The organism is Sphingomonas flavalba (genome assembly GCF_004796535.1).
Classification (GTDB): Bacteria; Pseudomonadota; Alphaproteobacteria; order Sphingomonadales; family Sphingomonadaceae; genus Sphingomonas_L; species Sphingomonas_L flavalba.
Map to the genome: position 1 here is coordinate 372,239 of NZ_SPHY01000001.1, position 11,263 is coordinate 383,501.

Here is an 11,263-nt window from a genome sequence, read left to right on the forward strand (position 1 = left end):
GCGCAGGAATCCCGGCAGGCGACAGGAAAATCAGCGGCCGAGCATCGCCTCCGGCCGCACCACCCGATCGAACGTCTCGGCGTCGATCAGGCCGAGCGCCAGCCCAGCCTCCTTCAGCGTCAGGCCTTCGAGATGGGCGTGCTTGGCGATCTTCGCCGCGTTGTCATAGCCGATTTCCGGCGCCAACGCGGTCACCAGCATCAGCGAGCGGCCGAGCAGCTCGGCAATCCGCGCGCGGTTGGGCTTCAGCCCGGCCAGCGTGCGTTCGGTGAAGCTTTCCGCGCCGATGCTGAGCAGCGCGATCGAGCGCAGCACGTTGGCGCCGATCAGCGGCTTGAACACGTTCAGTTCCATATGGCCCTGCAGGCCGCCGACCGTCACCGCCTGGCCGTTGCCGATCACCTGCGCGGCGACCATCGTCAGCATCTCGCACTGGGTCGGGTTGACCTTGCCCGGCATGATCGAGCTGCCCGGTTCGTTGGCCGGCAGGTCAAGCTCCCCCAGGCCGCAGCGCGGGCCGCTGCCAAGCAGGCGGATGTCGTTGGCGATCTTGGTGAAGGCGACGGCAACGACGGTCAGCACCCCGGCCAGTTCGACCAGCGTGTCGTGCGCCGCCAGCTCGGCGAACTTGTTCGGCGCGCTGACGAAGGGCAGGCCGGTCAGCCGCGCCAGTTCCGCCGCGACGCCCTCGGCAAAGCCCGGCGCGGCGTTGAGGCCGGTGCCGACGGCGGTGCCGCCCTGCGCGAGCTGGTGCAGACGCGGGCGAACCGCCTCGACCCGCTCGATGCAGGCAGCGATCTGCGCCGCATAGCCGGAAAATTCCTGGCCCAACGTCAGCGGCGTAGCGTCCTGCAGGTGGGTGCGGCCGATCTTGACGATATCGTCCCAGTCGCGGGCATGGGCGTCGAGGCTGGCATGGAGCGTCGCCAGCGCCGGCAGCAGTTGATCGGCGACGGCGCGGGCCGCCGCGACATGCATCGCGGTCGGGAAGCTGTCGTTCGACGACTGGCCCTTGTTGACGTGATCGTTCGGGTGGACCGGGGTCTTGCCGCCGCGCTGGCCGCTCAGCGCCTCGTTGGCGCGGCCGGCGATCACCTCGTTGGCGTTCATGTTCGACTGGGTGCCGCTGCCGGTCTGCCAGATGACCAGCGGGAACTGATCGTCGAGCTTGCCGGCGACGACTTCCGCCGCCGCCGCGTCGATCGCGTCGGCCAGCTTCGCGTCAAGCCCGTGGTCGCGGTTGACCCGCGCCGCCGCCTGCTTGACCAGCGCCAGCGCGTGGACGATGCCGATCGGCATCCGCTCTTCCGCACCGAACGGGAAATTTTCCACCGACCGCTGGGTCTGCGCGCCCCAATAGGCGTCGGCCGGGACCTCTATCGCGCCAATGCTGTCGGTTTCGGTACGGGTGTTCATCCTGCAACTCCGTTGGGTGGGCCAGTGCTGGCCCATGCCTCAACGGCGTCGGCGCGCGCGGGTCAAGCCCGAAGGCGGATTATTTCTTGCGGCCGAAATCGACAGTGACGACGTTCGACCCGTCTTCCACCGGGGTCGCGACCGGGCCGTCATTCTCTGCTTCCTCGTGCGGTTCGGGGCCGTCACCGTCGCCCTGTGCCTGGAACTGCAACGCGAAATCGACCGCCGGGTCGACGAAACCGGTGACCGCCGAGAACGGGATGACCAGCTTCGCCGGCAACTGGTTGAAGCTCAGCCCGACCGAGAAGCCGTCCGCCTGCACCTTCAGATCCCAGAACTTGTTCTGGAGGACGATGGTCATCTCGTCGGGAAAGCGTTCGGTCAGGTGCTTGGGGATGTCGACGCCGGCGGCGCCGGTCTTGAACGTGATGTAGAAATGGTGTTCGCCCGGCAGGCCGCCCGATGCCTCGACCTCGCCCAGCACGCGCCCGACGACCGCGCGCAGCGCCTCCTGCACGATCTCGTCATAGGGAATCAGGCTGTCGGGTGTCTTGTCGTTCATCGCCGCCGTGGTGAACGCGCGCGCGCCGATGGTCAAGACGCGTTGCGCCGCCCCGCCGCATCGCTATACGCGTCCGCCATGCGCAACGGCTCGATTCATCGCAAGACGAAGGAAACGGCGATCCGCGTCGCCGTCGCCCTCGACGGCACCGGCAGCTACGAGGTGGCGACCGGCATCGGTTTCCTCGACCATATGATCGAGCAGTTGTCGCGCCATTCACTGATCGACATCACGCTGGAGGTGCAGGGCGACCTGCATGTCGACCAGCATCACACCGTCGAGGACAGCGCCATCGCGATCGGCGAGGCGGTGTCGCAGGCATTGGGCGACCGGCGCGGCATCACCCGCTATGGCCACGCTTACGCGCCGATGGATGAAACGCTAACCCGTGCCGCGATCGACATTTCCGGTCGGCCGTTCCTGGTATGGAAATCCGGGTTCAGCCAGCCGCGCCTGGGCGAGATGGACACCGAGCTGTTCGAACACTGGTTCCACAGCTTCGCCAGCGCGGCGGGGATCACCCTGCACGTCGAGACGCTGTACGGCCAGAACAACCACCACATCGCCGAAAGCGCGTTCAAGGCGCTGGCCCGCGCGCTGCGCCAGGCGGTGGAGATCGACCCGCGCAAGGCCGACGCCATTCCCTCGACCAAGGGCACGCTCGGCGGTGGCTGATCGGGTCGCGCTGATCGACTATGGCGCGGGCAACCTGCATTCCGTCCATAACGCCCTGAAGGCGGTGGGCGCCGACGATGTCGTCGTCACCGCCGATCCGGAAACCGTCATCGCGGCGGACCGGATCGTCCTGCCGGGCGTCGGCGCCTTTGCCGCCTGCATGGCCGGGCTGCGCGCGATCGACGGCATGGTTGCGGCGCTGGACACGGCGGTGCTGGACAGGGGGCGGCCGTTCCTCGGCATCTGCGTCGGCATGCAGCTCATGGCGAAGGCGGGGCTGGAGCATGGCGAGACCGCCGGGCTGGGCTGGATCGACGGGCAGGTCGCGGCGCTGGACGGCAACGGCGTCAAGGTGCCCCACATGGGCTGGAACGACGTGGTGCCGGTAGGCGACCATTCGCTGATTCGGGCCGGCGAGGCCTATTTCCTCCACGGCTATGCGTTCACCGGCGCCGACGTGCTGGCGACGAGCGACCATGGCGGACCGCTGGTCGCCGCGATCGGCCGCGACAACCTGGTCGGCGTGCAGTTCCACCCGGAAAAGAGCCAGCGCTACGGTATCGCGCTGCTCGAACGCTTCCTGGCTTGGCGGCCATGAGCCTAATCGTCTTTCCCGCCATCGACCTGAAAGCGGGGCAGGTCGTCCGCCTTGCCGAAGGCGACATGGACCGCGCCACCGTCTACGGCGACGACCCGGCGGCCCAGGCGCAGCTGTTCGCCGAGGCAGGGGCCGGCCATCTCCACGTCGTCGACCTTGACGGTGCCTTCGCCGGCGAAGCGGTCAATGCCGAAGCGGTGCAGGCGATCGTCGAACGCTTTCCCGGCCATGTCCAGTTGGGCGGCGGCATTCGCGACCGGGCGGCGGTGGAACGCTGGTTCGCCCTGGGCGTCGCGCGGATCGTCATCGGTACCGCCGCGCTCGACGACCCGGATTTCGTCCGCGCCGCGGCGCGCGACTTCCCCGGCGGTATCGTCGTCGCGGTTGACGCGCGCGGCGGCATGGTCGCGACCCGTGGCTGGGCCGATGTGTCCACCGTGCCCGTCGTCGACCTTGCCCGCCGCTTCGAGGATGCCGGCGTCGCCGCCCTGCTGTTCACCGACGTCGGCCGCGACGGGCTGCTGAAGGGCTGCAATGTCGAGGCGACGGTCGACCTGGCCCGCGCCGTTCGCATCCCGGTGATCGCCAGCGGCGGGGTGAAGGGCATCGGCGATATCCGCGCCCTCAGCTGGTACGCGAAGGAGGGGGTCGAAGGCGTGATCACCGGCCGCGCCCTGTATGACGGCCGGCTCGACCTGGCCACCGCCCTCGCCATTGCGGCGGCGGCACCTTGAGGACCGGCCGATGAGCGTGCGCATCCGCGTCATCCCCTGCCTCGACGTTGCCGGCGGCCGCGTCGTCAAGGGCGTGAATTTCGTCGATCTCGCCGACGCCGGCGATCCGGTCGAACAGGCGCGCGCCTATGACGGCGCCGGCGCGGACGAGCTGTGCTTCCTCGACATCACCGCCAGCCATGAGCAGCGCGGCACGATGATCGACGTCGTCCGCCGCACCGCCGAGGTCTGCTTCATGCCGCTGACCGTCGGCGGCGGCGTCTGGTCGGTGGAGGATGCGCGCGCACTGCTGCTGGCCGGTGCCGACAAGGTCGCGGTCAATTCGGCGGCGGTCGCCCGGCCGGAACTGGTCGCCGAGCTGGCCGACCGTTTCGGCGCGCAATGCGTCGTCGCCTCGGTCGACGCGCGGCGGGTGGATGACGGCTGGGAAGTGTGCACCCATGGCGGCCGGCGGGCGACCGGGGTCGACGCTGTCGCCCACGCCGCCCGCCTTGCCGAACTGGGCGCCGGCGAATTGCTGGTCACCGCGATCGACCGCGACGGCACCCGCGACGGCTATGACCTGTCGCTGACCCGGCTGATCGCCGATTCGGTGCCGGTGCCGGTCATCGCCAGCGGCGGTGTCGGCCGGGTCGACGACCTTGTCGCCGGAGTGACGGAGGGCCACGCCAGCGCGGTGCTCGCCGCATCCGTCTTTCATTTCGGCCAGATCAGCATCGCCGAGGCGCACGCGGCGCTTGCGGCGGCAGGGCTGCCGGTGCGATGCCCGCTGTGATGGACACGCTCTCCCGCCTCGAAGCAACGGTCCGCGCCCGGCGCGGCGCCGACCCGGCCAGTTCCTACGTCGCGAAGCTCACCGCTGGCGGGCGGCGCCGGATGGCGCAGAAGCTGGGCGAGGAAGCGGTGGAAACGGTGATCGCGGCGACCGCCGACGACCGCGATGGCACCGTATCGGAAGCCGCCGATCTGCTGTTCCACCTGATCGTGCTGCTGGCCGACATGGATGTGTCGCTGGCCGACGTGCTGGCCGAGTTGGACCGCCGCGACGGCATGTCCGGGCTGGCGGAGAAAGCGGCGCGTGTCAGCGACATCTGACCGGCGCGACGGCGGAGCGGAATACGGGGGCTTGGCTCCTGCTTTCGCAGGAGCACTGGTTTCATCCCCTCGGGGCGAAGTCTAGCGGAAGTTATCCGCGTAGGACTGCAGCTTCAACACCCGTTCGGGCGCCGGGACGACGTGGTAGGCGATGCCCTCGCGCTCGGCATAGGCTTTCGCCGCGTCAAGCGTCGGAAAGTCGAGGCGGAGTTGCTGGCGGGTGTCGCCCGATCCGGCCCAGCCGGTCAGCGGGTCCGGCCGCTTGGCCTCCGCCGGCTCATATTCCAGCATCCAGTCGTCGGTGCGCGCGCGCCCTGACTGCATCGCATTCTTCATCCGCTGGTAGATTCGCGCCGTCGCCATGCCATGCTCCTGTTTCGCCGCCCATACCGGCGACATGGGAGTGCTGGCAAGCCGGTCAGCGCCGGCGGGCGTCCGCCTTTTTGGTGCGTAGCGTCGGCGCGGTCGCCGCCGGGTCGTCCGGCCAGGGGTGGCGCTGGTAGCGGCCGCGCATCTCCTTCGCCACCGCCGCCCAGCTGCCCGCCCAGAAACCCGGCAGGTCGCGCGTCGTCTGGATCGGTCGCCCGGCCGGCGAGGTCAGGCTGAGGACCAGCGGCACCCGCCCGTCCGCCACCGTGGGATGGACGGCGAGGCCGAACAGCGCCTGCACCCGCACTTCCACCTTCGGCCCGCCCTCCGCCGCATAGTCGATCGCGTGGCTGCTCCCGGCCGGGGTTTCCAGCCGGGCGGGCGCGAAGCGGTCGAGCAGCCGCTGCCCGTCCCAGCCGATCAGCCCGGCGACCGCCCCCGCCAGCGCCTCCGCCGGAATATCGCCCAGCCGCCGCCGGCCGGCGAGCAGCGGCGGCAGCCAGGCGTCGAGCGCATCAATCAGTGCGGCATCGGACAGGTCAGGCAGCGTGGCGCCCTGCGCGGCGGCGAAGCGCGCCCGCGCCAGCAGTACGGCGGCCGGCCCGTCCCAGGGCAGCAGGGCGAGGCCGCCGTCACGCACCCCGGCGAGCAGCGCCGCCGCGATCGCTTCCGGCTCCGCCCGCTCATCCGGCCCGCGCGCCAGCACGATCGCGCCCAGCCGGCGGACCCGGCTGGCCGAGGCACTGCCGGTCGCCGGGTCGAAGGCGACGCTGCGTATCGTTTCGATCCGATCGTCGAACAGCGCCTCGACCGTCGCGGAGTCGATCGGCGCGGCGGACAGGATGCGGGCACCGGCGGCGGTGCCCTGGGTTTCGGCGACCGCCAGCCATTCCGCCCGCGCCAGCGGCGAGGCGGGGTCAAGCCGGAAGCCGCGCCCGCCGACGCTGATCCAGTCGGCGCCGTCCGCACCGCGCCGCTTGGCGACGCGATCGGGAAAGCCGAGCGCGATACAGGCGCCGATCTCTCCGCTGCCGTCGTCGGCCCCGGCCAGCCGGCGCCAGCGCTCCGCCAGCCGCCGTCCCGCCTCCGCGCGCGGGCCGCGCTCGCTCGCCCAGCGCCGCGCCCGCACCTCCAGATCGGCGTCATTGCCGCCGAGCCCGCGTTCGGAGAGCAGCACCGCGACCGCCGCCGCCGTCCGCCCCCAGCCCCGCGCGGCGCCGGCAACCAGCATATGCGCAAGGCGCGGCGGCAGCGGCAGCGCGGCAAGTGCCCGGCCATGCGCGGTCGGCCGACCCGATTCGTCGAGCGCGCCGAGGGCCGCCAGCCGGCGTCGCGCCTCGTCCAGCGCCGCCGCGCCGGGCGGGTCTAGCCAGCGCAGCGTGCGCGGATCGGCGACGCCCCACAGCGCGCAGTCGAGCAGCAGCGCCGACAGGTCTGCCTCGGCGATTTCCGGCGGGTCGTAGGGGGGCAGGCCGGCAGTCGCCGCTTCCTCCCACAGCCGGTAGGCGACGCCCGGCCCCTGCCGCGCGGCGCGGCCGGCGCGCTGGGTGACGGCGGCGCGGCTGGCGCGTTCGGTGACCAGCCGGGTCAGCCCCGCCGCCCGGTCGTAACGCGGCCGCCGCGCCAGCCCGCTGTCGACGACGATCCGCACCCCGTCCAGCGTCAGGCTGGTCTCGGCGATCGCGGTTGCCAGCACCAGCTTGCGCGTCCCCGGCGCGGCCGGGGCGATCGCCGCGCGTTGCGCCGCCGGATCGAGCGAACCATGGAGGCGGTGGAGCACGATGTCGGCGGGCAGCCCCGCCAGCCGCTCGGCCGTCCGCTCGATCTCCGCCACGCCGGGCAGGAAGGCGAGCAGCCCGCCAGTTTCCTCCGCCAGCGCGCGGCGGATCGCGGCGGCCGTCGCATCCTCGATCCGCGCCTCCGCCGCCCGGCCGACATGGCGGAGGGTCAGCGGGTGGCTGCGCCCGGCGCTTTCGATCACCGGCGCACCGCCCATCAGCGCGGAGAAGCGGGCGCCGTCCAGCGTCGCCGACATCGCCAGCAGCCGCAGGTCCGGGCGCAGCGCCGCCTGCGCGTCGAGCGCCAGCGCCAGCCCGAAATCGCTGTCGAGCGAGCGTTCGTGCACTTCGTCGAACAGCACCGCCGATACGCCGGCTAGTTCCGGATCGGCCTGGATGCGGTTGCGGAAAATCCCCTCGGTCAGCACCAGCAGCCGGGTCGCCGCCGACTGTTTCGAATCCATCCGCGTCGCATAGCCGATCGTCCGCCCGACCGGCTCTCCGGCCAGCGCCGCCATTCGTTCCGCCGCCGCCCGCGCGGCGAGCCGGCGCGGTGACAGCAACAGCACCTGCCTGCTGCACCAGTCCTCGGCGAGCAGCGCCGGCGCCACCGCCGTCGTCTTGCCGGCGCCGGGCGGCGCGACCAGCACCGCGTTCGGCCCCTGCCGCAGCGCGGCGAGCAGGGCCGGCAGCACCGCCGCGATCGGCAGCGCGCTCAGTATGCCCGCGCCACCGCGAATTCGACCGCCTCGACCAGCGCCGCCTTGGCCTGCCCGTCAGGAAAGCGGCCGAGCGCGTCGATCGCCCGCTGGCCGTAGACGCGGGCACGCGCCAGCGTGTCGTCGAGCGCGCCGGTCACGCGCAGCAGGCCGGTCGCATGCGCCAGGTCGGCGTCGGAAATCCGGTGGCCCATCATCGCGTCGCGCCAGAACGCCTTGTCGGCATCGCCGCCGCGCGCATGGGCGAGGATGACCGGCAGCGTCACCTTGCCGTCGCGGAAATCGTCGCCGACGCCCTTGCCCATGGTTTCGGCGTCCGACGCGTAGTCGATCGCGTCGTCGATCAACTGGAACGCGATGCCGAGGTTGCGGCCGTAGGAATCGAGCGCCTCCTCCTCCGCCTCCGGCCGTTCGGCGACGACGGCGGCGATGCGGCAGGCGGCGGCGAACAACGCGGCGGTCTTGGCGCCGATGATCGCCAGATACTGCTCCTCGCCGGTGTCGACCCGGCGCTGGGCGCTCAGTTGGTTGACCTCGCCTTCCGCGATCACCGCGCTGGCGCCGGAGAGGATGCGGAGCACGCGCAGGCTGCCGTCCTCGACCATCAGCTCGAACGAGCGGCTGAACAGGAAATCGCCGACCAGCACGCTGGCCGGGTTGCCCCAGATGATGTTGGCGGTCCGCCGCCCGCGCCGCAGGTCGGACCCGTCGACGACATCGTCGTGGAGCAGCGTCGCGGTGTGGATGAACTCGACCGCCGCCGCCAGCCGATGGTGGCGGTTGCCGAGATAGCCGACCAGCCGCGCGCAGGCGACGGTCAGCATCGGCCGCATCCGCTTGCCGCCGCCGGCGATCAGATGCCCGGCCAGTTCCGGGATCAGCGGAATGTCCGATTTCATCCGGTCAAGAATGACGCTGTTGACCGCATTCATTTCGTGCGCCACCAGCGCGACCATGGGGTCAAGGGATGGTTGGCGCCGGGCGCCGATCTGGTGGATGGTCGCGGTCATGGCGGCGATGTGGCCCGCCCCGGCGCCAAGCGCAAGCGCCAAGCGCCGGACCGACGCCGCAACCGCCTAGAAACGGGCGCGAAGATGGGGAATGCGATGACCGACGACTGGCTGACGCGCTACCGGGAAAGCATCGACAATATCGATGCCGCGCTGGTGTTCATGCTCGCCGAACGGTTCAAGATCACCAAGGCGGTCGGCCGCCACAAGGCCGAGCACGGCATGCCCCCCGCCGACCCGGGCCGCGAGCAGCGCCAGATCGCGCGGCTCCGCCGGCTGGCCCAGGAGGCGAATCTCGACCCCGAATTTTCCGAGAAATTCCTGCGCTTCATCATCGACGAGGTGATCCACCATCACGAGCGGATTCGCGACGAAAGCTAGTCCCGCGTCCGCGCCCCTTTCGAACCTGGAGAGACTGAAATGACCGAACGCCCCCTGCACCCGGAAACGCTGGCCCTGCACGCCGGCTGGCGCGCGGACCCGACGACCGGCGCGGTGGCGCCGCCGATCTTCCAGACCACCTCTTTCCAGTTCAAGGACACCGGCCACGCCGCCCGGCTGTTCGCGCTGGAGGAACTGGGCAACATCTACACCCGCATCATGAACCCGACGACCGACGTGCTGGAACAGCGCGTCGCCGCGCTGGAGGGCGGCGCGGCAGCGCTGGCGGTCGCATCCGGCCAGGCGGCGTCGACCTATGCGATCCAGAATCTGGCCAGCGCCGGCGACAATATCGTCGCCGGCACCGACCTGTATGGCGGCACCTGGAACCTGTTCGTCAACACCTTCAAGACGATGGGCATCGAGGTCCGCTTCGCCGACCCGGCCGACCCGCAGGCCTTCGCCCGCTCCAGCGACGAACGCACCCGCGCCTGGTACACCGAAACGCTGCCCAACCCGAAGCTGTCGGTGTGCCCGATCGACGAGATCGCCGCGCTCGGCCGGCCGCTCGGCATTCCCCTCATCGTCGACAACACCTGCGCGGCGCTGCTCGCGCGGCCGTTCGACCACGGCGCCGCCATCATCGTCTATTCGACGACCAAATATCTCGGCGGCCACGGCACATCGATCGGCGGGATGATTGTCGACGGCGGCAATTTCGACTGGAGCGCGGTGCCGGAACGCCAGCCGAACCTGAACACGCCCGACCCCAGCTACCACGGCGCGGTGTGGGTGGAGGCGGCAAAGCCGCTCGGCCCGATCGCCTATATCCTGCGCGCCCGCACCGTATTGCTGCGCGACCTGGGCGCGGCGCTGTCGCCGTTCAACGCGTTCCAGATCCTGCAGGGCGTCGAGACCCTGCCGCTGCGGATGCCGCGCCACTGCGCCAACGCGCTGAAGGTCGTCGATTATCTGAAGAGCCAGTCGCAGGTGACGCGGATCATCCACCCGTCGGTGCAGACCGGCGTCCAGCGCGAGCGTGCCGACCGCATCCTGACCGGCGGCCTGGGTGCGCTGCTCGGCTTCGAACTGGAAGGCGGGCTGGAAGCCGGCAAGCGATTCATCGACGCGCTACAGCTATTTTACCATGTCGCCAATATCGGCGACACGCGCAGCCTGGCCATCCACCCGGCGTCGACCACCCATTCGCAGCTATCCGCGGAGGAACGGGCAATCGCCGGGGCGTCCGACGGGTATGTCCGCCTGTCGGTCGGGCTTGAACATAGCGACGACATCATCGCCGATCTGGAGCGCGGCATGGCGGCGGCGCGTAACGGCTGACTGATCCCCGGTCCGGCCGGGCGCGACAGCGCCCGCGCCGGACCAGCCCGTAGAAACGCAAGAAATTCGCGTAACGAACATACGTTCGCAAAACTGGTGGTCATCGCCACGGGGCCGCGCTATCCCTTCGGCGATGCGGCGCGGGTCCGCGCCATGCCTTCGGGGGGACAGTATGACGACTTACCTGCGCGCGCTTCTGGCCGGCGGTGCCCTCGCGCTTGCCGCGACTACCGCCCAGGCCGAGACGTTCAAGGTCGAGCTTGGCCGGGGACTGCCGCAGGCGAGCTATGACGGCCGCGTCATCCTGATCGTCAGCAAGGACGCGAAGAGCGAGCCGCGTTTCCAGGCGTCGCGCGGGCTGGACGTCGCGCAGGTGTTCGGTGTCGACGTCAACGGCATCCGGGGCGGTGAATCGGCGATGATCGCCACCGGCATCACCGGCTATCCGATCGAGGATCTCGGTCAGGTCCCCGCCGGGACCTATTACGTTCAGGCGGTTTTGCACAAATACGACACGTATAATCTGTCGAACGGCAAGACGGTGAAGCTGCCGGCGGCGCGTGGCGCGGGGCAGAACTGGCGGCT

The 11,263-nt window shown here is 70.6% G+C and carries 12 protein-coding genes and 1 pseudogene; 8 read left to right on the top strand and 5 right to left on the bottom strand.

The window, feature by feature from the left end:
* Positions 1 to 30: 30 nt before the first annotated feature.
* Together fumC and E4A53_RS01700 are read right to left on the bottom strand one after the other, a co-directional pair.
* Complete coding sequence (gene fumC / locus E4A53_RS01695) at positions 31 to 1,416, bottom strand: class II fumarate hydratase (RefSeq protein ID WP_136161366.1); 1,386 nt, start codon at positions 1,414 to 1,416, stop codon at positions 31 to 33.
* A gap of 79 nt (positions 1,417 to 1,495) precedes the next feature.
* Positions 1,496 to 1,978 (bottom strand): SspB family protein, encoded by a 483-nt coding sequence (locus tag E4A53_RS01700; protein WP_136161407.1) that lies wholly within the window; start codon positions 1,976 to 1,978, stop codon positions 1,496 to 1,498.
* A 78-nt stretch (positions 1,979 to 2,056) separates the two neighbouring features.
* Between E4A53_RS01700 and hisB the strand changes: the two genes are divergently transcribed.
* Genes hisB through E4A53_RS01725 form a run of 5 tightly spaced genes read left to right on the top strand, consistent with a single transcriptional unit; the run spans position 2,057 to position 5,080 of the window.
* The gene (hisB, locus tag E4A53_RS01705) at positions 2,057 to 2,653 is read left to right on the top strand and encodes an imidazoleglycerol-phosphate dehydratase HisB (protein ID WP_136161367.1); all 597 of its coding nucleotides are present in this window, start codon (positions 2,057 to 2,059) and stop codon (positions 2,651 to 2,653) included.
* Positions 2,646 to 3,251 (top strand): imidazole glycerol phosphate synthase subunit HisH, encoded by a 606-nt coding sequence (gene hisH, locus E4A53_RS01710; protein ID WP_136161368.1) that lies wholly within the window; start codon positions 2,646 to 2,648, stop codon positions 3,249 to 3,251. Before hisB ends, hisH begins: the two co-directional genes overlap by 8 nt.
* Positions 3,248 to 3,985: a 1-(5-phosphoribosyl)-5-[(5-phosphoribosylamino)methylideneamino]imidazole-4-carboxamide isomerase gene (gene hisA / locus E4A53_RS01715; RefSeq protein WP_136161369.1), complete on the top strand. Its 738-nt coding sequence runs from the start codon at positions 3,248 to 3,250 to the stop codon at positions 3,983 to 3,985. Before hisH ends, hisA begins: the two co-directional genes overlap by 4 nt.
* 10 nt (positions 3,986 to 3,995) lie before the next feature.
* Complete coding sequence (gene hisF / locus E4A53_RS01720) at positions 3,996 to 4,760, top strand: imidazole glycerol phosphate synthase subunit HisF (protein ID WP_136161370.1); 765 nt, start codon at positions 3,996 to 3,998, stop codon at positions 4,758 to 4,760.
* Positions 4,760 to 5,080 carry a phosphoribosyl-ATP diphosphatase gene (locus tag E4A53_RS01725; RefSeq protein WP_420822592.1) on the top strand — a complete coding sequence of 107 codons (321 nt, stop codon included), beginning with the start codon at positions 4,760 to 4,762 and terminating at the stop codon, positions 5,078 to 5,080. Before hisF ends, E4A53_RS01725 begins: the two co-directional genes overlap by 1 nt.
* A gap of 81 nt (positions 5,081 to 5,161) precedes the next feature.
* Here E4A53_RS01725 and E4A53_RS01730 read toward each other — a convergent pair whose 3' ends face one another.
* From E4A53_RS01730 to E4A53_RS01740, 3 genes are read right to left on the bottom strand one after another with little or no spacing between them, the layout of a single operon-like run.
* Positions 5,162 to 5,443 (bottom strand): ETC complex I subunit, encoded by a 282-nt coding sequence (locus E4A53_RS01730; RefSeq protein ID WP_136161371.1) that lies wholly within the window; start codon positions 5,441 to 5,443, stop codon positions 5,162 to 5,164.
* 55 nt (positions 5,444 to 5,498) lie between these two features.
* On the bottom strand, positions 5,499 to 7,946 hold the full coding sequence (gene hrpB, locus E4A53_RS01735; protein ID WP_206366204.1) for an ATP-dependent helicase HrpB: 2,448 nt from the start codon (positions 7,944 to 7,946) through the stop codon (positions 5,499 to 5,501).
* On the bottom strand, positions 7,943 to 8,956 hold the full coding sequence (locus E4A53_RS01740) for a polyprenyl synthetase family protein (RefSeq protein WP_136161373.1): 1,014 nt from the start codon (positions 8,954 to 8,956) through the stop codon (positions 7,943 to 7,945). The genes hrpB and E4A53_RS01740 overlap by 4 nt, the downstream gene beginning before the upstream one ends.
* 96 nt (positions 8,957 to 9,052) lie before the next feature.
* Here E4A53_RS01740 and E4A53_RS01745 point away from each other — a divergent pair, with 96 nt between their 5' ends.
* The 3 genes and pseudogenes from E4A53_RS01745 to E4A53_RS01755 all read left to right on the top strand — a co-directional run.
* Positions 9,053 to 9,337 carry a chorismate mutase gene (locus tag E4A53_RS01745; protein WP_136161409.1) on the top strand — a complete coding sequence of 95 codons (285 nt, stop codon included), beginning with the start codon at positions 9,053 to 9,055 and terminating at the stop codon, positions 9,335 to 9,337.
* A 39-nt stretch (positions 9,338 to 9,376) separates the two neighbouring features.
* On the top strand, positions 9,377 to 10,678 hold the full coding sequence (locus tag E4A53_RS01750; RefSeq protein WP_136161374.1) for an O-acetylhomoserine aminocarboxypropyltransferase/cysteine synthase family protein: 1,302 nt from the start codon (positions 9,377 to 9,379) through the stop codon (positions 10,676 to 10,678).
* A 172-nt stretch (positions 10,679 to 10,850) separates the two neighbouring features.
* Positions 10,851 to 11,263, top strand: a pseudogene (locus E4A53_RS01755) (hypothetical protein); the annotation flags it as partial.

What these genes read in the sequence shown, in the direction of transcription:
- hisF (WP_136161370.1), top strand. Translation starts at nt 3,996, where the DNA reads ATGAGCGTGCGCATCCGCGTCATCCCCTGCCTCGACGTTGCCGGCGGC.
- hisA (WP_136161369.1), top strand. Translation starts at nt 3,248, where the DNA reads ATGAGCCTAATCGTCTTTCCCGCCATCGACCTGAAAGCGGGGCAGGTC.
- E4A53_RS01745 (WP_136161409.1), top strand. Translation starts at nt 9,053, where the DNA reads ATGACCGACGACTGGCTGACGCGCTACCGGGAAAGCATCGACAATATC.
- E4A53_RS01700 (WP_136161407.1), bottom strand. Translation starts at nt 1,978, where the DNA reads ATGAACGACAAGACACCCGACAGCCTGATTCCCTATGACGAGATCGTG.
- hisB (WP_136161367.1), top strand. Translation starts at nt 2,057, where the DNA reads ATGCGCAACGGCTCGATTCATCGCAAGACGAAGGAAACGGCGATCCGC.
- E4A53_RS01750 (WP_136161374.1), top strand. Translation starts at nt 9,377, where the DNA reads ATGACCGAACGCCCCCTGCACCCGGAAACGCTGGCCCTGCACGCCGGC.
- E4A53_RS01740 (WP_136161373.1), bottom strand. Translation starts at nt 8,956, where the DNA reads ATGACCGCGACCATCCACCAGATCGGCGCCCGGCGCCAACCATCCCTT.
- E4A53_RS01725 (WP_420822592.1), top strand. Translation starts at nt 4,760, where the DNA reads ATGGACACGCTCTCCCGCCTCGAAGCAACGGTCCGCGCCCGGCGCGGC.
- E4A53_RS01730 (WP_136161371.1), bottom strand. Translation starts at nt 5,443, where the DNA reads ATGGCGACGGCGCGAATCTACCAGCGGATGAAGAATGCGATGCAGTCA.
- fumC (WP_136161366.1), bottom strand. Translation starts at nt 1,416, where the DNA reads ATGAACACCCGTACCGAAACCGACAGCATTGGCGCGATAGAGGTCCCG.